18 protein-coding genes are annotated in these 22,370 nt (G+C 68.9%); 8 read left to right on the top strand and 10 right to left on the bottom strand.

Translation table 11 applies throughout. From position 1 onward, the window contains the following. Positions 1–654: 654 nt before the first annotated feature. Entirely contained in the window at positions 655–3,465 is a 2,811-nt protein-coding gene (polA, locus tag HNQ61_RS27855; protein WP_205761392.1) for a DNA polymerase I, read from the bottom strand. A gap of 388 nt (positions 3,466–3,853) precedes the next feature. Here polA and HNQ61_RS27850 point away from each other — a divergent pair, with 388 nt between their 5' ends. The 3 genes from HNQ61_RS27850 (at position 3,854) to HNQ61_RS27840 (ending at position 7,252) form a co-directional block, all read left to right on the top strand. Continuing rightward, positions 3,854–5,428, top strand: coding sequence for a Ppx/GppA phosphatase family protein (locus tag HNQ61_RS27850; protein WP_170034077.1), 1,575 nt, complete (start codon positions 3,854–3,856; stop codon positions 5,426–5,428). 157 nt (positions 5,429–5,585) lie between these two features. Next, positions 5,586–6,431 carry a formyltransferase family protein gene (locus HNQ61_RS27845; protein ID WP_170034079.1) on the top strand — a complete coding sequence of 282 codons (846 nt, stop codon included), beginning with the start codon at positions 5,586–5,588 and terminating at the stop codon, positions 6,429–6,431. A gap of 248 nt (positions 6,432–6,679) precedes the next feature. Continuing rightward, the gene (locus HNQ61_RS27840; RefSeq protein WP_170030552.1) at positions 6,680–7,252 is read left to right on the top strand and encodes a hypothetical protein; all 573 of its coding nucleotides are present in this window, start codon (positions 6,680–6,682) and stop codon (positions 7,250–7,252) included. A gap of 96 nt (positions 7,253–7,348) precedes the next feature. Here HNQ61_RS27840 and HNQ61_RS27835 read toward each other — a convergent pair whose 3' ends face one another. After that, entirely contained in the window at positions 7,349–8,467 is a 1,119-nt protein-coding gene (locus HNQ61_RS27835) for an MGDG synthase family glycosyltransferase (RefSeq protein ID WP_170034081.1), read from the bottom strand. A 308-nt stretch (positions 8,468–8,775) separates the two neighbouring features. Between HNQ61_RS27835 and HNQ61_RS27830 the strand changes: the two genes are divergently transcribed. Next, entirely contained in the window at positions 8,776–9,300 is a 525-nt protein-coding gene (locus HNQ61_RS27830; RefSeq protein WP_170034083.1) for a phosphatase PAP2 family protein, read from the top strand. A gap of 220 nt (positions 9,301–9,520) precedes the next feature. Here HNQ61_RS27830 and HNQ61_RS27825 read toward each other — a convergent pair whose 3' ends face one another. The 3 genes from HNQ61_RS27825 to HNQ61_RS27815 all read right to left on the bottom strand — a co-directional run bounded on the left by HNQ61_RS27825 (position 9,521) and on the right by HNQ61_RS27815 (position 13,450). Then, complete coding sequence (locus HNQ61_RS27825) at positions 9,521–10,084, bottom strand: DUF4142 domain-containing protein (RefSeq protein WP_170034085.1); 564 nt, start codon at positions 10,082–10,084, stop codon at positions 9,521–9,523. Positions 10,085–10,333: 249 nt separating this feature from the next. Further along, positions 10,334–12,025 (bottom strand): ABC1 kinase family protein, encoded by a 1,692-nt coding sequence (locus HNQ61_RS27820; RefSeq protein WP_205761394.1) that lies wholly within the window; start codon positions 12,023–12,025, stop codon positions 10,334–10,336. Between the two features lie 480 nt (positions 12,026–12,505). Beyond that, entirely contained in the window at positions 12,506–13,450 is a 945-nt protein-coding gene (locus tag HNQ61_RS27815; protein ID WP_170034087.1) for a hypothetical protein, read from the bottom strand. A gap of 335 nt (positions 13,451–13,785) precedes the next feature. Between HNQ61_RS27815 and HNQ61_RS29405 the strand changes: the two genes are divergently transcribed. Then, complete coding sequence (locus HNQ61_RS29405; protein ID WP_170034089.1) at positions 13,786–14,340, top strand: DNA-3-methyladenine glycosylase I; 555 nt, start codon at positions 13,786–13,788, stop codon at positions 14,338–14,340. Positions 14,341–14,964: 624 nt separating this feature from the next. On the opposite strand, the gene HNQ61_RS27805 is transcribed toward HNQ61_RS29405, so the two are convergent. From HNQ61_RS27805 to HNQ61_RS27785, 5 genes are all read right to left on the bottom strand, one after another. Beyond that, positions 14,965–15,405 (bottom strand): hypothetical protein, encoded by a 441-nt coding sequence (locus tag HNQ61_RS27805; protein WP_170034091.1) that lies wholly within the window; start codon positions 15,403–15,405, stop codon positions 14,965–14,967. 809 nt (positions 15,406–16,214) lie between these two features. Continuing rightward, the gene (locus tag HNQ61_RS27800) at positions 16,215–16,565 is read right to left on the bottom strand and encodes a hypothetical protein (RefSeq protein ID WP_170034093.1); all 351 of its coding nucleotides are present in this window, start codon (positions 16,563–16,565) and stop codon (positions 16,215–16,217) included. A gap of 465 nt (positions 16,566–17,030) precedes the next feature. Further along, positions 17,031–17,240 (bottom strand): hypothetical protein, encoded by a 210-nt coding sequence (locus HNQ61_RS27795; RefSeq protein WP_170034095.1) that lies wholly within the window; start codon positions 17,238–17,240, stop codon positions 17,031–17,033. Between the two features lie 224 nt (positions 17,241–17,464). Then, positions 17,465–19,156 carry an alkaline phosphatase family protein gene (locus tag HNQ61_RS27790; RefSeq protein WP_170034097.1) on the bottom strand — a complete coding sequence of 564 codons (1,692 nt, stop codon included), beginning with the start codon at positions 19,154–19,156 and terminating at the stop codon, positions 17,465–17,467. 121 nt (positions 19,157–19,277) lie between these two features. Further along, positions 19,278–19,835: a hypothetical protein gene (locus tag HNQ61_RS27785; RefSeq protein WP_170034099.1), complete on the bottom strand. Its 558-nt coding sequence runs from the start codon at positions 19,833–19,835 to the stop codon at positions 19,278–19,280. Between the two features lie 341 nt (positions 19,836–20,176). On the opposite strand from HNQ61_RS27785, the gene HNQ61_RS27780 reads away from it, so the two are divergent. The 3 genes from HNQ61_RS27780 (at position 20,177) to HNQ61_RS28400 (ending at position 21,896) form a co-directional block, all read left to right on the top strand. Beyond that, on the top strand, positions 20,177–20,806 hold the full coding sequence (locus HNQ61_RS27780) for a hypothetical protein (protein WP_170034101.1): 630 nt from the start codon (positions 20,177–20,179) through the stop codon (positions 20,804–20,806). Positions 20,807–20,818: 12 nt separating this feature from the next. Continuing rightward, positions 20,819–21,238: a DUF6157 family protein gene (locus HNQ61_RS27775; protein ID WP_170034103.1), complete on the top strand. Its 420-nt coding sequence runs from the start codon at positions 20,819–20,821 to the stop codon at positions 21,236–21,238. A 103-nt stretch (positions 21,239–21,341) separates the two neighbouring features. Continuing rightward, complete coding sequence (locus tag HNQ61_RS28400) at positions 21,342–21,896, top strand: hypothetical protein (RefSeq protein WP_205761396.1); 555 nt, start codon at positions 21,342–21,344, stop codon at positions 21,894–21,896. Positions 21,897–22,370: the final 474 nt, after the last annotated feature.

Genomic DNA, 22,370 nt, shown 5'->3' with positions numbered 1-22,370 from the left:
CGCCCCACACGCGGGGTGAATCGGAGGAGCAACCAGGCCTGCGCAGACAAGATACGGCTCAGGCGCGCATCCACATAATCATACGAGGCTGGACAGGTAGATCCTTCGTCGGCGCCAAGCGGCGGCGCGGCAACGGGTTCGGCCGGCGCCTCCTCAGAGCGTGTTGAAAAACGTCAATCAGGCAGATGTTCGAACTGCGGAACGACGCTCACCATGCCCTGTCGCGGTCGTGTTCGGCTGACGGACGAGTCCCGCGACGTACGATTTTCGCCTCAGACGGAGTTATTAAACACCCTCTCAGGATGACATGGGGGTGGCGTGTCTTCCAGGAATGGCGCCGATGCGTCCCGCGCGACGCGGTTGAAGCCCCGAACATGGACGCGTCAGCAGCCATGTGTCGGGGGTTCCCGCTGTTCGAGCGGCGGATTCATCCGCTCAGGAGACCCGCGACACGCACGATCCTCATCCCGCAAACAACTCCGCCGTTCTCCCCCTGCACGCGATGCCCGCGCTCCACGGCGTTGCCCGCCAGCGCGCTGAGGTCTCCCTTCCCCCAGGGGTTTTTGGGGGAAGGGTCGGGGATGGGGGCCCCTCTCCGCATGCGCCGCATTCTCCGGAGCACACCCGATCCGAACCCAACCTGGCGGATTCCGCCTACTTCGTCTCGAACCAGCTGCTGCCCACCCCGCCCGCCACCTTGAGCGGCACGTTGAGCGTGGCGGCGCCCTCCATCCGCTCGCGCACGAACTCGCGCACAGCGTCCTCGGTGCCGATCGGCGTCTCGAACAGAAGTTCGTCGTGCACCTGCAGCAGCATCTTGGCGGGCACCATCCCCGCCGCGATGTCGTTCTGAATGCGGATCATGGCGATTTTGATGAGGTCCGCCGACGAGCCCTGGATGGGCGCGTTGGTGGCCGCTCGCTCGCCGAACGCCCGCACATTCCAGTTGCGCGACTGGATCTCGGGAATGTACCGCCGCCGCCCCGTGAGCGTCTCGACGTACCCGCGCGTCCGGGCGAGTTCGATCTGCTCGTCCAGGTACCGCCGCACGCCGGGGAACCGCTCGAAGTACGCCTCGATGAACGCCTTGGCCTCCGCCTGGCTGATCCCCAGCTGCTGCGCCAGCGAGAACGGCCCCTGCCCGTAGATGATGCCGAAGTTCACCGTCTTGGCGCGGTCGCGCATCTCCTTGGTGACGGATTCCACCGGCACCTCGAAGATGAGGGCCGCCGTCTGCCGGTGGATGTCGGCGCCGGATCGGAAGGCGGTCACGAACGCCTCGTCGCCGGAGTAGTGCGCCAGAATGCGCAGCTCGATCTGGCTGTAGTCCGCCGACACGAAGACGTTGCCCTCCGCGGGGATGAAGCCGCGGCGGATTTCCGCGCCCATCTCCGTCCGGATGGGAATGTTCTGCAGGTTGGGGTCGGTCGATGACAGACGGCCGGTGGCGGCTACGGTCTGGTTGAACGAGGTGTGGATGCGCCCCGTCTCGGGGTTCACCATCAGCGGGAGCGCGTCCACATAGGTGCCGCGCAGCTTGTCTACCTGCCGGTACTGCATCAGCAGCGTGGGCAGACGGTGGCCCTGCGCCGCCAGCGCCTGCAGCACGTCCACGTCCGTCGACGCGCCCGTCTTGGTCTTCTTGATGACGGGCAGCCCCAGCTTGCCGAACAGGATCTCTCGCAGCTGCGGCGTGCTGCCGATGTTGAACTCCTCACCGGCTTCCGCGTAGATCTCGCGCTCCAGCTGGCTCTGCGTGGCGCGCAGTTCCTCGCTCATCCGGGCGAAGAACGGCTCGTCGATGCGGATGCCGTTGTATTCCATTTCCGCGAGCACGTGGACGAGCGGAAGCTCCACGTCGCGGAACAGGTGATCCAGCTCCAGCGCCTGCATCTCCGGCCCGAACTTGTCGGCCAGGCGCAGGGTGATGTCGGCGTCCTCCGCGGCGTAGTTGCACGCCGTCTCCAGCTCCACCTCGGCAAAGGGGATCTGCGCCTTGCCCTTTCCGGCGACCTCTTCGTACGTGATCGTGCGGTGGTCCAGGTGCTGGAGCGCGAGCGAGTCCATCCCGTGCTCGCGCCGGCCCGGCTCCAGGATGTAGCTGGCCACCATCGTATCGAACGCGATCCCCCGCAGGTCGATTCCCTCACGGCGGAAAACGAGAAAGTCGTACTTCAGGTTCTGCCCCACCTTTTCAATCGTCTCATCCTCGAGAAGATCGAGCAGCGGCTGCATCTCCGGCGAGTGCAGGTCCGGCAGGTTGCGCACGCCGGCATCCGCGTCCGGCGTGGCGTCGCCCAGCAGTTCGCCCTGGTCCGGGCCGCGCGTGCGGTGGCGGAAGGGGAGGTAGAACGCCTCCCCCACCACCACGCCGATGGAGATGCCGCACAGCGTGGCCCGCATGGGATCCTTGCTGTCCGTTTCCGTATCGACCGCGAACCGGCCGGCCTCGCGCGCCTGGGCCACCAGCGCATGCACCTCTTCCGTGGTGCTGAGCAGGCGGTAGTCGCCGGCCAGCCGGTTGGGCGCGGCCTCTGCGCCGTCGCCCGCATCCGCCGGAGCCGTGGGATGAGCCGCGGCGAACTCGCGGGCCAGCGTGTTGAACTCCAGGTCCAGGAACAGGTCCTTGAGCGCCACGCGGTCCGGCTCGCGCACCCGCAGCGCCTCCGTATCCAGATCCACCGCCAGATCTTCGCGGATGGTGACCAGACGGCGGGAAAGGCGAGCGCTGTCCGCGAACGCCTCCAGCGCCTCGCGGGCCCGCTTGCTCTTGATCTCCGCTGTGTGCGCGATGATGTCTTCGATAGACCCGTACTGCTCGATCAGCTGAATGGCCGTCTTGGGGCCGATGCCGCTGACGCCAGGGACGTTGTCGCTGCTATCGCCGATCAGGCCCAGGTAGTCCACCACGTGCTTCGGCGCGACGCCCAGCCGTTCGTGCGCGTTCCGCTCATCCACCCACTCCTCTTCCACCGCCGTCGGGCCGCCGCGGCCGGGGTTGAGCAGGCACACGTGCGGGCGGATGAGCTGGTAGAAGTCCTTGTCGCCGCTGACGATGACGGCCTCCAGCCCCGCATCCACCGCCTTGCCGGCCAGCGTGCCGATCACGTCGTCGGCCTCGTAGCCCTGAAGCTCCAGCACGGGAATGCGGAACGCCTCCACGAGCTGGCGGATACGGGGAATGCTGAGCGCCAGTTCATCCGGCATCTTTTCGCGCGTGGCCTTGTACTGGGGGTACATTTCCACGCGCTCGCTGTCGCCCGCGTCAAAGACCATCCCCAGGTAGTCCGGCTGGTGCTGGTCGATGATCTTGATGAGAAAGCGCGCCACCCCGAACGCCGCCGAGGTGTTCTCGCCGCGCGACGACACCAGCGGGCGCGAGATCAGGGCGAAGAACGCGCGGTAGATCAACGCGTATCCGTCGATCAGGTACAGGCGCTCGCGAGTCTTTTCGGGCTTTTCCACGGGCGTTCGTTGGCCGGGTTCTGGGGATGGACGGGGCGGGCGCAATCTACCCATCCACATGCGCCGCCGCCAAGCATTGCGGGAATCCGTGATTCCGCGCGTGGCCACGGCACTGAGGAACTGCCGTTTCACACGGAGGCCACGGAGGATGCACGGAGGTCACGGAGGAACAGCGGAAGAACGTCTCACGCAGAGCAGCAGAGAAGCAGAGAAAAGATGGAATGGGCTGTTCTCTGCTGCTCTGCTCCTCTGCGTGATGCCCATCCATTGCAGTTCCCCGCGACCTCCGCGACCCCCGCGGCCTCCGCGTGAGACGCTGTTTCAGTGCCGCGTGTGCCGCGGTCCGGGGTTTGCGCCCGGGGATGAACATCTCTCGCCCGGTCTGCCAATGATCCAGCTGCTGTCACGCTCGTCCAAGACGCCCGACGCCATTCCCGGCTTTCCGCTGCGCGCCGCCGCCGTGGACGTGGGCTCCAACGCCATCCGCTTTCTGGCCGCGGAGTTCACGGGGCTCACCACCTACAAGGTGCTCGCCGAGGTGCGCCAGCCGGTGCGCCTGGGCCACGAGGTGTTCCTGAGCGGCAAGCTGGCCCGCTCCGCCATGGAGGCCGCGGTGGAAGCCATCGGCGGCTTCCGCGAGCGCATGGAGGCGCTGAACATTCAGCACTACCGCGCCGTGGCCACCAGCGCCACCCGCGAAAGCCGCAACGGCGACGAGTTCGTCGCCCGCGTGGCGCGCGAAACGGGCATTCAGCTGGAGGTCATCACCGGGCGTGAGGAGGCGCGCCTGGTATACGAGGCCATCCGCGCCAATACGCCGTTCGGCAAGAAGAAGTGGATGCTGGTGGACCTGGGCGGCGGCAGCGTGGAAGTGTCGCTGGTGGATTCCGAAAGCATTCTGTGGAGCGAGTCGCACACCATGGGCTCGGTGCGGCTGCTGGAGGAGCTGGCCACCTCCGGCGAGGAGCCCGGGCGCTTTCAGCGGCTGCTGGCGGAATACGCGGCCACGCTGCGCATTCCCGTCATCACCAAGCAGTGGAATCCCGCGGGGCTCATTGCCACGGGCGGCAACATTGAGGCGCTGGCCCGGCTCGTGGGCGCGGACCCGGGACGCGGCAAGCTGGCCACGGTCTCGCTCGCGGACCTGCGCGGCGCCATCGCCAAGCTGTCCAGCATGAGCTACCGCGAGCGGGTAGACCAGCTGGGGCTGCGCGAAGACCGCGCGGACGTCATTCTCCCCGCCGCCATGGTGTACGAGCGGGTGGCGTCGCTGGCGGGCGCGACGGAGATCCTGGTGCCCGCCGTGGGCCTCAAGGACGGCGTGCTGGTGGACCTGGTGGAGGACCTGACCACCCACGAGGCGCACGAGGACCGCAAGGAGCGCGACGCCGTGGCCGGCGCGCTGGCGCTGGGCAAGCGCTACCTGTTCGACGAGAACCACGCCTCGCACGTGGCGCGGCTCGCGGGATCGCTCTTTGACCAGCTGCAGAAGGTGCACCGGCTGGACGGCGCGGACCGCCGCATTCTGATGGCCGCGTCGGTGCTGCACGACATCGGCATCTTCATCGGCCACAAGAAGCACCACAAGCACTCGCTGTACATCATCGGCCAGAGCGAAATCCCTGAATTCACGCCACGGGAGATCGACATCATGGCCAACGTGGCGCGCTACCACCGCAAGGGCACGCCGGCGGTGCACCACGAGAACTTTACGCACCTGGCCTCGGACGACCGCGAGCGGGTGGTGAAGCTGGCCTCGCTGCTGCGCGTGGCCGACGCGCTGGACCGCGAGCACCTGCAGGCGGTGCGTTCCGTCAAGGCGAGCACCAGCAAGACGAAGCTGACACTGGAGCTGGAGGGCGAAGGCGACCTTCTGCTGGAGCGCTGGGCGCTGCGGCGAAAGGCCGGCCTGTTCACCGAAACGTTCGGCCTGGAGGTGGAGGTCGCCGGGGAAAAGGACTGATCGCGGAGAGCGGCGCGCACCCCGCGCGCCGCTCTTCCGTTCATCGGGATCACGGCGATGGCGGCTTTTGGGTAGATGTTCCGCCGCGGTTCCTCTTTACGGCGCTCGCCGCGCCGTCCCGCTTCACACCTCTCCCGACACGCACCGTCTTCTCCACATGCCCCGCATCGTCCTGATCACCAACGACACTCCGCACGGCCAGCGCGTGCTGCAGGCCATATGGGATCGCGGGATCGCGCTGGACGCGGTCCTGGTGCTCACCGGCGGCTTCGGCATGCCGGTGCTGCGCGGCGCGGGGACGACCCGCCGGCTGCTGCGCTGGCCCCGGGGGATAGCGGGAACCGTCCGCCGCCGGGTGCGCTTTCATCGCGAGCGAAAGGCCGCGTACGCCGCCCGGTGCGCGCGGGTGATGGCCACGGGCGCCATGAACAGCGCACATCTGCTGCGCGATCTCCGTGCGCTGGCGCCGGACTGGATCGTTCTGGGCGGCGGCGGGATTCTGAAGCCGGAGGTGATCGCCACGGCGCGGCTGGGCGTGCTGAACGTGCACCCCGCGCTGCTGCCGTGGATTCGCGGAACGGCCGTCACGGGCCCGTCGCTGGAGAACGGCGTGGCGCTGGGTGCCACGCTGCACCGCGTGGACGCGGGGATCGACACCGGCACCATCCTGCAGCGACGGCTGATCACGGTCGAGCCCGAGACGACGCTGGGCGCGCTGGAGCGGGCGTGCAATGCGCTGGGCGCGCAGATGATGGCGGACGCGGTGGAGCACCTGGTGGGCGGGGGCGAGCCGCCGGCCGGCGTGGCGCAGGCCGTCCGTTATCCGCTGTTCACCTTTCCGGATGAGGAGCAGCTTCAGCGGCACGTTGCGCTCGCCAAGCAGGGGCGCGGCCGCGAGCTGTTCGAGGCGTGGCGGCCGCTGTGCACGGATCCCGATCGCCTCGTCCTTCCCGATCATCTTCCGACACCGGCGACCGTGACGCTGCGGGCCAGGGGCGACTGAAGTCGCGGCAACAACGGCGCAAAGTCCGCCTTCGCGGACTGTGGCTGACGCCATGTTGCGGTTCGACCGGCGTCTGTGCGTCCGCCGGTCCAGAGCGAATGAATTCGCCGCTGGTAAAACACGAAGTCCGCCTTCGCGGACTGCATCGAAGGGGCTGAGGCGGAGAGCCTGAATCATTGCACGCCGCGGCTGCGTACCGGACGGTGAGAATTCCCGTCGATCCCCCTCCCGTGGTCCATCCTGAGACAATGAACAACCAGCAGCAGTGGGCAAGGTCGCGCCTGATCATGACGGCGGCGGCCATGATCGGCGTTCTCGGCATGCTTGCCTGGGAGCACTTCCACGGCGGCGTGGTGAGCCATCACTTCCTCGCCCGCGCCGACATGCCCTCCATCTCCAATGGGTGGGGCGTGCTGCTGATTCCGGCGCTGGCCTGGTTCCTCGTGGGCCGCGTGCAGAAGCGCATCGTCCGCGCGAATCCGTCCGCCGGCCCGAAGTACCCGGCGAGCGTGGTGGTCGGCTTTGCCGGGGCGATGCTGTTCGGCGTGCTGCTCTCCGTGTTCTTTACGCTGGGCAACGAGAGCGCGACCGGAATCATGGCGCAGAGCCTGCTCCCGATCGCGCTGTTCATCCCCATCTACCGCGCGGAGTACGTTCTGGGCTTCGTGCTCGGGATGACCTTCACCTTCGGCGCCGTGCTCCCCACGATCGTCGCCAGCGTGGTCGCGATCGTCGCCGCGGTTCTGTACTGCGTGGTTCGAGAAGGTGCCGTGCGCGCTGCCGCCCGGCTCATGCGGCCGCGCGCGATTCCCGCGGCGTGACGGAAGAGGGCAGGCGATTCGGTGGATGATGATCGGAACGGCGAACGCCGGCGGAGCACGTGGCTCCGCCGGCGTTCCGTCATCCATCGAAAACGTTCAGGCGACGGCGGCGGCGCCGTACTCGCGCCGGATGACCTCGGCGATGGCGCGCGCGGAATCCGGGCGTCCGATGCGGCGCGCCTGCACGGAAAGCCGCTCCAGCACCGAGGGATCGGCGAACGCGCACGCAAACGCCTGCCGCATCTCCCCCGGCGTAAACGCGCCCAGCGCCGCGCCTTCCGCCACCACCGCGCGCAGATTCCCTTCCTCCGCGCCGGGGATGGGGCGGGTGAGCAGCAACGGCTTCCCCAGCGCCAGCGTCTCGCTCACCGTGAGCCCGCCCGGCTTGGTGGCCACCAGGTCCGCCGCCGCGATGAACCGCTCCATCCCGCTCACCTGGCCGAACACCCGCAGCCGCGCATCCGCCGCGCCGCACGACGCCAGCCGGATGCGCGCCCCCTCGTTCCGTCCGCACACCGCCACGATCTGCACCGCCGGGTCCGCCGCCTCCAGCGCCGCGGCAACCGCCTCTTCCACCCCGATTCCCAGCCCGCCGCCCATCACCAGCACGATGGGCCGGTCCATCGCCAATCCCAGTTCCCGCCGCGCGTCGGCCATCGAAGGCGCCGCCGTGAACGCGGGGGAGATGGGAATGCCCGTCGCGTGCACCCGCGCGTACGGAACGCGCCGCGCCAGCTCGCGCCCCAGCGTGTCGGTGGCCACGAAGCAGCGGTCCACGGCCGGCTGCGCCCACACGCGGTGCATCTCAAAATCCGTCACCACCAGCCCGAACCGTGGAAAGCCGGGGCGGGCCGCGGCCAACTGGCAGGGCAGAAAGTGCGTGCTGACGCAGGCGCTCCACCGCCGCGACATCAGCAGCCGGCGGAACTCGGCGAACAGCAGCCGCCGCGCCAGCGGGCCCCAGCGCGCGCGGTCCTGGTCGTAGCCGTCCGTCATCCGGTAGATCTCGCCCCACACCCGGGGCGCCCGCGTGACCACCGCCTCGAACATCGATCCGTAGAACGCGCGCACCCACCGCGGCGCAATGGAAAGCAGCTCCACCTCTTCTACCGCCATCTCCGGCGCGTGCGCGGCCAGTCCCTGGCGCACGGCGGCGGCGGCGCGCATGTGCCCGGTGCCGGTCGCGGCGGAAAGCAGCAGGAGCGGTGCGTCCATCACGGTTGCGCGGGTGGCGGGAAGCGGATGCGGAAAAGCTGGGGCGCGGCGGTCACGATCGCGTCACGCGCGCGCCGCGGGACGGCACCGGCGGGCGCAAGTTCCGCGCGCGCCGCCTGCGATCCGTCCCGCGCGGACGCGGAGTTCCGGCCGATGGCCGTCAGTGCGGATGCGTCACGCGGCGGGAGCCGGCCGTGCGGATCGGTGGGCGGCGCGGTTCAGAGCCGTTACACAACGTGGCGGCAGATGTTGCGGCGGGGGCGGAGATTGGGTCACGGAAACGGAACCCCTGCGGATGGAAAGACGACATGGCCCCGTGGATCATTCGCCTGCACTCGCACGATGAGCGCGCGCTGCACGCTCTGGTGATGCGCCGCCGCCCGCGGCTGGACCGCGCCATGCGCGCCATCACGCACCTGGGCGACGCGGCGGTGACGATTCCGCTCGCGCTCGCCATGCTCCTATCGTCGCTGGGCGAGGCGGATGACGCGGGGATGCGCGCGGCGTTCGCCCTCGTCGTGTCGCACGCGGTGGTGCAGCTGCTGAAGCGCACCGTCACGCGTGGCCGGCCCACGATGCCGGCGGGGTTCGCGGCGCTCGTGGCCGCGCCGGACCGCTTCAGCTTTCCCTCCGGCCACGCCGCGTCGTCGCTTTCCGTCGCGCTTGGCCTGGCGGTGCTGCTGCCGCCGCCGGTTGGCGCGGTGGTGATGGCGGTCGCGCTGATCGTGGGCGCGTCGCGATGCTACCTGGGCGTGCACTATCCCGGCGACGTGGTGGTGGGATGGATGCTCGCCCTCCTCGCCTTTGCCGCCGCGGGAACGCTGGCCGGCTGACCTGGGGCGAGATCGAAACGCTGTCCGTAGTTCCGCAGCACCGGCCATCACTGGCCACTACCCGCTCGTTGTTACTGCGCCCCCCGGATCGTCCGCGATCCGGGGGGCGACCCGTTTCGGCAGACGGGTTTCTCGATGGATGAACGGAGGGCGGCACCAGATTCCGGCGCCGCCCGCATGTCATCGACCGATGTCGATTGCGATCACCGATGCCGCTGGATCAGCCGCCGAGCGTGCGTAGAATGCGTTCCGCGTCGCGCAGGTGGCTGGCGACGGCCGGGCGGATGCGCTGAAGCTGGCTGCGCAGCCGCTCGTCGCGGGCGGCCTGGATCAGGCTGTTGTCCAGCGCTTCCAGCAGCCAGCGGTGCTGCTGCACCTGCACGCGCATGTACTCGCGGTCAAAATCGGCGCCGGAGCGCTGGCTGAGCGGGGACAGCGTGGAGGCGATGCTGGCGCGAAGGGCGCGGCTGCGGTCCGTCTCGCGCGGAGCAATGCCGCTGCGCTCCAGGTTGGCGCGCAGCTGCTCCTCTACCTGCGTGTGCTCGGAAACCATGCGCTGGGCATAGGTGCGCACCGCGGGGTCCGCCGCGCGCTGCAGGGCCAGCTGCCCCATCTCGATCTCGCCGCGGTTGGCCGCCATGGCGATGTCGGCCACGTCCGGGTCCGCCAGCCCCATGGCTGCGGCCTGCACCTCCGGGTCCGGAAAGCCCGGCCCGCACGCGGCCATCACGGGCATCGCGGCGAGCGCCGCGGCAAGAACGAGCGGACGGGATCCGGCACGCATGCGCAAAACCTCTGGCTGACGGGAAACGGTGGATCAGGGTCGCCCGCCCAGACTGCGGATGCCGTGCCACCCGCATCGAAACGGCGATGGGGCGCCGCTCCTTGCCGCACGCCCGTCCGCGCCTGCACGCGATTCCGACCATGCACCTCCGGGGCGGAGCGCCGCGCCGGAGTGTCCGCGGTCGCGTGTACCGATCGGTATGCGCGCCCTTTCACGCCATCCGCGCAGCTGCTGCGGCGCGCCGAAGCGTCAGTCCAGGTCGCGGGGCTGGCGGCGCTGGCGCACGTCGCTGATCAGAATGTCCGTCACCAGCACGAAGCACAGGACGACGGCGGCCACGAACAGCAGCATCGCCAATCCCGGATATCCCAGCAGCGTAAAGCGCGTGGGCACCTGCATCATCATGGCCGCGGCCAGGATCAGCGCGGCGGCGACCAGGCCCAGGGTGATGCGGTTGCTGATCTTCTGCATCCCCGCCAGCATCCACACCTCTTCCGGTACGCGGACGCGCACCTCCAGCCCCTGGTCCGACACGGCTTCCAGCGCGCGGTTCAGCCGGCCGGGAAGCTTCTGCACCAGCTCGTTCAGCTCCAGCATGTTGGCGAACACGCGCCCGGGCGAGGCGTTCTTCAGCATCCGCCGGCGCAGCAGGTCTGACGCGTTGCGCTGGATGCTGGCGTTGGGATCGAAGTCCGGGTCCAGCGTGCGCCCTACCTGGTCCAGCGCCAGCAGCGCGCGGCCCAGCATCGTCAGCTCCACGGGAAGGCGGATGCCGTTTTCCGCCGCGCTGCGCGTCACCTCCAGCATCACGCGCCCCACCTGCAGGTTGCGCGCGCTCCCCGCGTGGGCAAACTCGCTCACCAGCGTCTGCACATCCGCCGTGAACACGTCCGGCCGCGCGCCGCTGCGCACCGTTCCCGCCTCGATGGTGGCGGCGGCCGCCTCCTGCCCGTGCCCCTCGCTGATGGCGATGAGCATGCGCACCAGGTGCTGCTGCAGCTCCGGGCTGATGACGCCCACCATCCCCAGGTCCAGCAGCGCGATCCGCCGGTCATCCGTCAGAAAGACGTTGCCGGGGTGCGGATCGGCGTGAAAGAAGCCGTCCACCAGGATCTGCTTGAGGTAGGCGCGGAACAGCTCCTCCGCCAGCGCCTCTCCATCCACCTCCAGCCGGGCCAGCGGGCTGATCGCGGTGATCTTGCGGCCGCGCACCAGTTCCATCGTAAGCACGCGCGCGCTGGTGAAGTCGTCCACCGGGCGCGGAACGATGATGCGCGGATACTCGGCCAGGTTGGCGTCCAGCGTGGCGGCGTTGCGCGCCTCGCGGCGGTAATCCAGCTCCGCCAGCAGGCCGCGCCGCAGTTCATCCAGCGTACGCCCGAACTCGTACTGCTTTCCGGCCTTCGTATGCCGGTCCATGAACTCCACCACGTCCTCGATGGCGTCCATGTCGCGCACGATCTGCTCGCGAATGCCGGGGCGCTGCACCTTGATGGCGACGGGACGCCCGTCGCGGAGCACGGCGCGGTGCACCTGCCCCAGCGACGCCGCGGCGATGGGCTCGCGCTCGAATTCCAGAAACGCCTTGCTGACGCGGACGCCCAGCTCTTCGCTGATGATGCGCTCCGCCTCCTCCGACGGAAACGGCTCCACGCGGTCCTGCAGCCGCGCGAGGGCGTCGGCGTAGGTGGCGGGGATCAGGTCCGGGCGCGTGCTGAGCAGCTGGCCCAGCTTGATGTACGTGGGCCCCATCCGCTCCAGGTCCGCCGCCAGCTCGTCCGCGCGTTGCGGGGCGCCGGGGTCCAGCGCGGCCTCCTCGTCCGGGTCCAGCGCGTCCTCCAGCCCCGCGTGGCTCACCAGGTCGCCGCGGCCGTGCTTCCACAGCAGCGTGGCCATGTCGCGGTAGCGCTTCAGGTGCTCGGGGCGAAGGGAGATGCCCATGCGGCGGAGTGCGGTAACGGAAGTGCCCGGTTCCCGAAGCCGAGTGCCCCGGGTGACGAGTGTGTTCTGACACCCGAAGCGCAGAAACCGTGCAACCGCAACATTTTACGATCCTTGTACGTCCTCTGTGATGATAGAAATGGGGTCGCAAACGAGGCGTCCGGAGGCCACGAACGGTCGTCCCCCAGTGTGGTTGAAGCCCCGATCGTGGACGCGTCAGCGGCCACGAGTCGGGGGTTCCCGCTGTTCGAGCGGCGGATTCATTCGCTCTCGTGTGCCTCGCCTCGCCCATCCTGCTCTCGTTGTGCCGCGCATCGCCCCGCTGCCCTCGACGCGTCTGCCCAACGCACGCCGTGCATCCCCTCGCAACGCGCCGTTCCAGATGCCGCGGCGTGTTGTCTTCGCGCATGGCGGGATAACAGAACGGGCGCCGCGTGTGCGGCGCCCGTTCTTGGGTCGATCCCGAAGCCGGCCGGACGATCAGGCCAGCGTGCTGGCGTTCACGATGGCGGCCTCGTGCGGGCGCCGCAGCCGCTGCGTGAGGTCCGCGATGAGCACCTGCGTAAAGGCGAGCGGCACCTTGTGCGCCTCGCCGCCCTCATCGTCCTGGTGCAGGCCGAAGTGCGCCGCCTCGTACGTGTCGGGAAAGAGCTCGGCTCCCCACGCATCCACCATCTCGCGGCTGACGGTGCTGGCCACGTGTACCGTCAGCGTGCCGCCCTCGCCATCCTCCACCCGCACGTGCTCGCCAAAGCGCCCGCCGATGCCGTCGCGGCGCACCGCCTCGGCCGCGGCGCGGCGCAGGATGAGCGTGGTGCGCACCTCGGTGTCGGGTGCGTCCCAGTCCGGCACCTCATAGCGGACGACCAGGTCGGCGCGGTCCGCCTGCGGCAGCACGTACAGCTTGCTGTCCAGCAGGTGGCGGGCGATGGACTTGAGCACCTCGGCCTCGGTGTAGCCGCGCGTCTTGGTGTCGCGGCGCAGCTTCCAGCGAAACAGAAGCTCCGGCTCCGGATAGAGGAACACCGTCAGGTCGTACGTGGCGGCGAGCTCTTCGGTGGGAAAGCCCAGCAGGCCGCGCACGACGACGACTTCCTCCGGGTCCAGCGTGCGCATGGGGCCGAAGCTGCCGTCCGTGTGGTCGTAGCTGCGGTTGCGCACGGGCCGGCCGCGGCGCAGAAGCTGAAGGTGCTCCTGCATGAGCGACAGGTTGTGCACCATGGGATTCAGGGCAGTGAGCCCCAGCTCCTGGCGTTCCGCGCGGGAGTAGCGGTGATAGTCGTCCAGTTCCAACGTGGACACGCGCTCCGCGCCGATCAGCTCGCGAACGCCGCGCGCCACCGTGCTCTTTCCGCTCCCCGAGTCGCCGATGATGCCCAGGACGAACGGGTGGTGGCGCGGGACGTCGCCCTGCGCGTCAGACATGGAACGGGTCACTGAGAGTGCCGGCCATGAACGGTCCTCCGATGATGACGGGGTGAGAGCAACAACCTAGCGCGCGGCCCGGCTTCGCGAAACCGCGCCGATCGGGCCTGACTCTGCACAATGCGTACAGCGGCCGGGCGCAGCGTCCGTTGCGCGCGCCGCCACTGCCAGCCACTGTGGTCCGTGTACAGGACCGCTGGCGGCGCAAAAACGCTGTCCGCGCGTGCGGGGATTGAGGGATGAAAAACCATCCGTCATCCAGAGTTCCCCCGTCCCGTGATCGCGCGCGGTTCCGGCCGCGCCCGCCGTTCCCATCTCCCGCCGATTCCGTGTCCATGTCCTACTGCGCCGCCGCGCCCGGCCATCCGTTCCACGGGCCGTATCACGATACCGAGTACGGGTTTCCGCTGCGCGGCGATGACGAGCTGTTTGAGCGGCTGGTGCTGGAGATCAACCAGGCCGGGCTGTCGTGGCTCACCATCCTCAAGAAGCGCGAGTCGTTCCGCGCCGCGTTCCACGGGTTCGACGTGGACACCGTGGCGGCGTACGGGGAGGAGGATCGTGCGCGGCTGCTGGCGGATGCGGGGATCATCCGCAACCGGCTCAAGGTGGATGCGGCCATCGACAACGCGCGTCGCATTCAGGAGATCCGCGCGTCGCACGGGTCGTTCGCGGCGTGGCTGGATGCGCATCATCCGCGCGACAAGGCGGAGTGGGTAAAGCTGTTCAAGCGCACGTTCCGCTTTACGGGCGGGGAGATCGTGGGGGAGTTTCTGATGAGCCTGGGATACCTGCCCGGCGCGCACACCCCCGAGTGCCCGGTCTACGCGCGCGTGTTGCAGGCGTCGCCGCCGTGGGCGCAGTCGGTTGGCGTGTCGTCGGATCGGTAGCAGCGCGGGGGTGATTCGGTGCGTGTGGCGGAGTTCAGGGCGGCCCCCACCCGGGCCGGCACCACCGGCCCACCCTCCCCCAAAAAAGACTGGGGGAGGGTTGTCGGGGCGGAGGGTCCGGTGCGGATCGGCGAGGGCCCGCGTGCCCGGGCCCCGTTGAGCGAATGAATCCGCCGCTCAAACAGCGGGAACCCCCGACTCATGGCCGCTGTCGCGTCCACGATCGGGGCTTCAACTGCGCGCACTCATCCGCGACTCGTTCTCCGCGCCCAGTGGCGTGACCCCGAAGGCGCCGGCGGATAATCTACCTTACCACGGCCGCGGCTCGCGTTCACAACCAATCCCGCTGCCGCGTGCAGTTGAAGCCCCGAACGGCGCCTGTGGGCGACGTGTCGGGGCTTACCGCTTCTGGAGCGGCGGATTCATTCGCTCAGGAGAACCTGGGCACCCACGATCTTCCGCCTCCCGCACCGAACTCTCCGCCCCGCCCAACCCTCCCCCAGTCTTTTTTGGGGGAGGGTGGGCGAGTAGTACGAGCCCGGGTGGGGGCCGCCCTGGAGCCCGCCATCACAAAAAGCCCTCCGCGGCAGATGCCGGGGAGGGCGTTGGGTTTCGGTCCGCGGATCAGGATTCCGGCGGCTTGCGGCCGGGCTTCTTCCGCGCCGGCTTGTCTTCGGGATACGGCTGCTCGCGGGCGTATTCCTCTTCCAGCCGCCGCATCAGCCACTTTTCCAGATCCGCCGCCACGGGCCGCGCCTTGCCGCTTTCGCGCAGCGCGTCGAATACGGTGCGCACCTCGGCGCGGGCGGCGTCCAGCCCGCGGGGAAGCAGAAGCTTCAGCTGGCCAGCGACGATGGGCGAGTCGCCCTCGGCCGCGGACAGCTTCTGCCGCTCCAGAAACAGCTGCCCCATGCGGCGGCGCGTGCGCTCGTGCGGACGGTCCGTTTCGCCGTTGATGAACTTGCGCAACGCCTCGTGCCCCAGACCCACGCGCGAAGATGCGCTGCGCAGTGAAGACTCCAGCACGAGTTCGTGCATGAAGCTGCGCAGTTCTTCCAGTCGCACATTTCGCCACTCGTCGTCAAACGAGATAGCGTGGACATCGCGACCATTTTGTCCACTAAGCGTTTTGGGACACTGGAGATTCTAGACACTCGTTCGTCCCCGCGCAAGCCCGGCAACTACAAGAGCGAACCGTGAACACCCCCATCCCCACGCGCCCAACGTACTTACCGGAAAGTTGCGAACTTTTCGTCCATGTCATCCGCCGCCCGGATCGGACGCGCAGGACCGGCATTCACGCGTGAGGACGCTCATCACCGGGGAGGAGAGCAGGGTGTTGGGAAGCCCAGTCTATCCCGGCTCAGATTGGCCCAAAGGACGGCTCATCTCACAAGGCGTCATCCTGAGGAGGCGCCGGAGGATGCGGCCGACCCGATGGACTTTGGCGCCGACGAAGGATCTGCTCTCACCGCGAGAACGAGCGTGCGTGTCGCGACGTTGGCTCGGCGGATGGTAGATCCTTCGGTCGCGCATGACTCAGCGTGACGGAGAGGCCGGCGCACGCTCCCTCAGGATGACGCCTTGGGCGGGTTTGATGGGGAGAGAGGGGCTGCAGGCCATTGCTCGACACGCCCTCAGAACACAGCGTGTGTGAGGCGAGCTCTGGCCAGCCGGGTTTCTCAACACCCTCTGACGACGGCGTCCCGGCGGTGTGGACGCGGGAGGACTGCAACGCAGGCTGGCGCTCATCCACCGCGAGGTGGATGATGGCGAGGGCGGATGCAGGGCAGGGCAGCGCCCCGGCAAGCGGAATCCGCCGCCGGAGTGCTGCCTGCATGTGCGAGGTGACGCCGGAGCGCCGCCCGGCGGTGCTAGTCGTCGTCGTCGTCGCTGTCGGACTCGAAGCCCATCGCCTCTTCTTCGATCTGGTCGGTGAGCGTCGATCCCCAGGCGCTCTCCAGAAGGCGGCGCACCTTGGGAAAGCGGTGCATCACCTCGGCCATTTCGGGCGTGACAAAGATTTCCAGCACGTCGCCGCGCTTGTAGTCCGTCGTGGACTCTTCGTCTTCCAGGAACGACTTCAGTTCTTCGATCAGGTCGCGAAGGTCGCTGAGCATTTCGCTGGGAAAGTGCCCCTCGTCCAGCGCCACCGCCGATTCCACCCAGTCGTGCACCTGCGACACGAGCGAGTCAAACCGCTCTTCCACCCTCGAATTGCTCATTCCGGTCTTTCGTTGCTTGCTCACGGTTCCGTCGGCGCCGCCCGGCCGGTGCGCCCGGTCCGCCGCCCTCCAATGGCCGCGAGGCTCCGCGGCGCGACACAGCGTAAAATGCAGTCGCGGCGCGGTCAAGTGTTCCGGCGCATCCATCGTCCGCAATGTGCACTGGCCGACGGGGCCGCGCGCCCCGTTTCCGCGCCTCCCCCGCGCGCTCCGGCCGAGCCTTTTCCAGCCGCCGAACCCATGAACGGCCCTCCCGCGGTGGCCCCGGAGGGGCCGGAGATACGCGGGGGGACCGCGGAGGAGCACGAGATGCCGCCCCGCGACCTCCGCGACCTCCGCGACCTCCGCGACCCCCGCGACCTCCGCGTGAGACAGCCGTAGAACTCTGGGACCGAACGAAACCGTGCCGCCCGCCCGAACGTCCGGGCTGGCGGCACAGTCTGTTGATCCGATCAGGAAAAACGACTACTCGTCTTCGTCGTCCGCGAAGTCTTCGTCTTCGTCGTCCAGATCGTCATCGTCGTCGTCCAGCAGATCGTCGTCCTCGTCTTCCAGGAGGTCGGCGTCCTCATCCTCGTCCTCGTCGTCCGAACGGTCGAACAGGCGCTCTTCCCAGCCCTCGTCTTCGTCGTGCAGCCCGCGCCGCGCGAATACCTGCATCGTTCCAGTGCCCATCGTCGTTGCTCCGTTGCGTAAAATGGAGGAGTGATTCCGCGTCCGGCCCCAGCCTGGGCCCCGGATCGCACGGGAGTCCTGCGGGTTGAGCACCTGCACCGGCATGCCCGCCACACGGCGCGGGCCCAAGATTTCACAAACCGCGTACCGTATCAAGCCCCGGCGGTTCCGGCATCCCGCCCGGCGCCCGCCCGCACAGTTCGCGCCGCGGGGCCGCGCACCCGCTACGGCTGCCGCCCCGACAGCAGGTTCAGCACCAGCGGCGTTACGCTCAGCTGCGTCGGCTGCGCGCCCACGGCGGCGTGCACGCGCTCGCGTACGGCCGTTCCGCGGGTGCCCGCGCGCGCCACCAGCAGCGGAATCTCGCTGTCTTGGCGCGTGGGGCTTCCGTGCCAGCTCTGGTACCGGCCGGAGAAGTAGAATCGCTGCTCGATGGGAAGCTGCACCCCCGTCCGCGCCAGCAGCAGCACGTCGCCCGCGTGATTGCCGTACGGGCCCGTCGCCAGCCCGTCCAGCCGCCGCTCCAGGTCCAGCAGTTCCGGACGTGGATGCGCACGCAGGTACTCGCCGACGGGGACGAGGCGCGTGCCGTCCCAGACCTGAAAGGGGAGTGCATTCTGCCCCGCCGGCCGCGGTTCGCGAGCAAGGATCAGGTCCAGCGCGCCCCGCAGTTGCGGCACGCCCGCCCCCGTCCGGTTGGCCGCGTCGTAGGCGCGCACCACGGGGAGCACGTCTTCCGCCAGCCGCGGCGGCCGGTTCCAGTCGCACCGGTCGCCCTTGTCCGGGCAGACGGAGCGGTCCGCCAGGTAGACGTAGGCGAACGCGCCCTGGTACGCCACCGCGGCCTGAAAGTCTTCTTCGTCCGCCGTCAGTTCCAGGTTGAGCGCGCGCGTGCGGAACCCCGTCCGGCGCAGCACCTCCGGCGGCTCGTCCGCGCCGTCGGCGCCCAGCGCGTGGCGGTCGTCGGAAAGCACCGGCGTGTGGCCATGGTCCGCCACGATCAGGATCCACGTATCGTCCAGCGCGCCGGCCTTTTCGTACGTCCGCAGCACCTCGCCGATCTGCCGGTCCACCACCTGACCCAGGTAGTGCATCTGGTCGTCCAGCGGATGCGCGGCCACGTGCGTGTACAGGTCCACGCCGGGAAAGTAGATGATCTGCAGGTCCGCCAGGCCCCGCTCGCCGATGGTGCCCAGCAGACTCTTCACCGCCTGCACGTCCAGCGCCTCGTAGGCCTCCTGGCTGGGCGAATCGTCCCCCGTAAGCCCGCGCGCCGCCTCGCCGATGATGGCGCCGTAGCTCTTGGGATCGGGGACGGTGAGCAGGTCGGCCCCGCGGTGGTACGCCTGCAGAGACACGTACGACCGCACATTCGCTTGCTCGTACACCGTGGACACCTTGAGCACGCGCCCCATCAGCTGGTCGGTGTAGACCTGGAGAGCATCCTCGTGCTGGGTGACGGACACGGGCGCGGGAGCGTAGAAGCGGCGCTCCTCGCGCGCGAACCACTCGTTTCCCGGCACGCCCGTCTGCCCCGCCGGCGCGCCGGTGAAGAGCGACGCCCACGCCGCGTACGTCGTGGACGGAAGGATGCTCAGCACGCCGGGCTGCGACCAGCCGTGCTCGTACAGCCCGCTGTCCGCCTGCGCGCGGCCCAGGACGGCGGACAGGTGCGGCAGGCGGCCGCTGGTGATGGCCTTGTGCAGCATTTCCTGCCCTACGCCGTCCAGCGCAAAGATCAGGACGCGCGGGCCGGGGCGGGCGGGGCGGATGGGCTGGCGCAGCACCTTTTCGCCGCCCTGCGCAACCAGTTCCGCCAGTTCGGCCGGGGCGCTGCCGCTGCGGCGAAGGTACCAGAACGCGCCGCCCGCCAGCACGGCGAGCACGATCGCGGGGATCCAGACGCGCCTGCGCATTGGGATGGATGGGGCGGGGAAGGAGCGGGCCGCGGAGGTCGCGCGCGGAAAAGGGAGCGGGTCCGCAGGGAATGTGCCCCCACGGACCCGTACCGGTCAGATGATCGTTCGAAAACGGTCTTCAGGCGGCGGTGCTCACCGCGACTTCGTCATCGTCCCTCATCAGCGCCTCGGAAAGCAGCGCCAGGTGCTGCGGCGTGCAGTACAGGCGGATCTCGCCGCGCTCGCCGGCGCGCACCCGCTCGCGCGTAAAGCAGACGACCCGCCGCTCGACGCACAGGCGGTCGAGCGCGCGGGCCGCGCGGGGTGTATCAGCCAGTCCTTCCACGCCTTCTCCCTTTCGCTTCCACGAAAGGTGCAGCGCCACTTCTTCCGCGCTCACGGCGTCGTGAACCGTGGGGTTGAACTGGTCTTCGTCCAGCGTCTCGATGACGAGCTCGCGGTCGCGAAGATACCGGTACACGTCACGCGCGTCCTTTTCGCACTTGTCGTCGCACGGGACGGGATTGGCGCGGATCTCCACGAGTTCGCAGCAGTCGCTGCCCACCACCATCTTCTCGTCCCCGTGCTTCCAGCGGTCCATGGCCGATGCTTCCGCGAGCTTGCGGTTGGTGGCATCTACCGAGTAGCGGATCGTCTGGCGGAACGTGATCTCCACCTCGTAGCGCTTTTGGTCCATCCTCGCCTCTCCGGGGGTGACTCAGAACGCGGGCCCTCTGGGGCCGATGGGCGGGTGTGCAGCGGGCCGTACGGCGGCGCCAATGCCACTTCCGTGCTCACTGTGATACACGATGCTGTGGCAATATAACCGCGTTTTCGCTCAATGTGTCTTGGGGATTTGTTCGGGTTGGCGGGTTTGGTGCTGCATCCTCTCCAAAGCGGCCACGGGCAGGTATTCTGGATGATTGTGATCCGCCGCGCCGGCCGCGCGTGGCCGTTGCGCAATTCCGGGTTCGCGGCGAGAATGGAAGGCTGCCCATCCTCCGCTTTCTCCCCCAGCCACCGCGGCGGACTGAGACGATGAAGACGGTTCCGCACCGCCAGCGCCGGCCCACCGTTCCGTTCGGGGAGTGGCGGATCTCGCTGGATCTGCAGGCCACGCGCGAGGTCGCGTCCGCGCCGGCGCTGGCCCGCGGGTGCCGGTGCCCGTGGTGCCGCAACTGGGCGGCGGCGTGGGAGCGCGTGCTGCCGCCGGACGTCGTCAGCGGCCTCCGGCGCCTGGGCATTGACCCCGCCGATCCGGCGGATCTGTACTGCGTTTCGCACCGCCCGCGCGACGTGGACCTGCGGGTCATCTACTACTGCGTGGGCGTGGTGCGCGACGGGCCGGTCGTGTGGAGGGAAGACCCCCGCTTTGAGCAGACCGCGCGGTGGTACCAGGAACTGCGGCCCGCGCCCTGGTGGCTGTCGGTGTCCGTCGTTCCGCAGCGCCACCTGCACGATCTGCCGCTCACGCTGGACGCCGAGGTGCGCGACCTGATCCAGGTCGATTTCCGGCTTACGGTGCCCTGGGTGCTGGATGAGGAGCATCCGATGATGATCGAGGCGCGGTCGTATCCCAAGCAGCCGGTCATCTGGGCGGGCGGCAGGCTTCGTCCCGCGTCCGACTTCCGGCGGAAGCGCCCGCGCACGGAACCCAATCCCATCTGACCGCAGGATTCCATGTCGTACACCAACACCTTCATCCGCATCTCCCCGGACTGCCCGGTGGAGCACAGCGTGGTTCCGGAGCCGCGCGCGGGGCAGAAGACCGTCCCGCTCCTCCAGTACGAGCTGCTTTCCTCCGCGCCGTACCGCTACACGGGCGATGACGTGATCTACGAGGTTCACGTCCGCCACAAGCAGATCGCCGACGATGAACTGGCGGCGCGCGCGGGCGAGATCCGCGCGGAGCTGTTCAGCAAGCCGCACCCGTGCCTGCGCGCGTCCATGCTCCCCAAGAAGTACGGCTGGGGCGTGCACTACGATGAGCAGGGCCGCATCGCCCTCTACGGCGCCGAATCGCCCGAGTACCAGCGATTCCTGCAGCCCGACAGCGGCGTGACCGTCCTCAACGCCATGCGCAACAAGAAGGCGTCATGACGGTCCGCCCGGGTGCGGATGATGTCGCGGACCGGCCGTGATCTGGAATCCGTTCCGGAGAGCCCCGTCTCCACCCCCGCCTCCGCCTCCGCCTCGGCCGGCAGTGCCGCTGCACCGCGAGCCGCCGCTTATCTGCGAACCCGACATCTCCGGCGGATTGCAGCCGTTCTGGGACCTGCTCGCGCGAACAATCGCCATCTGCCAGCCGCTCGCGGATCCCGCCAATCCGCACGATTGCCTGCGTTCGCCTGACCACCGTCCCCGAACGCTGGAGAGCAGCTATGCCGCGGCGGTGCGTACCATGGCGTATGGACCGCGTCGCCGGCTCTCCCTGCCCCCCGAGCCGGATCTGACGCGCGGGCGCCTGCTCGTCTACTATCCCGACGCCGAACTCTCCGATGGCGCCGCGGAGGCGGAATCCGGCGGGTTCTTTGACGTATGCAACGCGCCGCCGTGGGATACGTGGGTGGCCATGGTCACGGACCTGGAAGCGCCGGAGTACCAGCGGGAGCAGCTGATTTCCTGGGTGCCGGACGTGTTCATCCCGCACGTCCAGCGCGGGATCGACGTGAACCCGGAGGAGTGCATCGTCTGGCTTGATGAATCCAACACGGGGTTCGCGCGGCTCGTCGCCGAGGACCGCGCGCGGCCAGGCTGATCGACTTCCCCGCTCACGATCGGGCATCCGCCCATCCCGATCGACACATCCCATCTTCCGCCACACGGGTGTGCGGGCCAGCCACGGCACCCAGCCGCCCCGATACCTGCCGCGCGCAGTTTGCGGCCTCTGCTCCCGCACGATGGTCCGGTGGCCGCGCCTTTTCCGCGGCCCCTTGCTGCCCGCCCGCCCCACACCCCGTCAACAGACGCGCGGCAGGTTGATGTGCGGGCCGCTCCAGCGCCGATGGCCCGCTGCCTCCCGCCCGAAACGCGGAAAACTCAGCGCGAGCGCAACTCTCCGCTCTCCGCGCCGAACGTTCCGCCTCACCCAACCCTCCCCCCACTACTGTCCGGCTTACAAGTCGAACAGTTGCAACTGGTTAGGAGCGGGGCGGACGGGGATAGTGTAATCGGGGGCTGAAAAGGCCTGTTCGAGTGAGGTTTTCTCGAAGAGAGTGACGCTGAGGATCTG

Source organism: Longimicrobium terrae (assembly GCF_014202995.1).
In the GTDB taxonomy this organism is placed as follows: Bacteria; Gemmatimonadota; Gemmatimonadetes; order Longimicrobiales; family Longimicrobiaceae; genus Longimicrobium; species Longimicrobium terrae.
The sequence above is the reverse complement of the archived record's forward strand: the minus strand, read 5'-3'. Positions and strand labels throughout refer to the sequence as shown.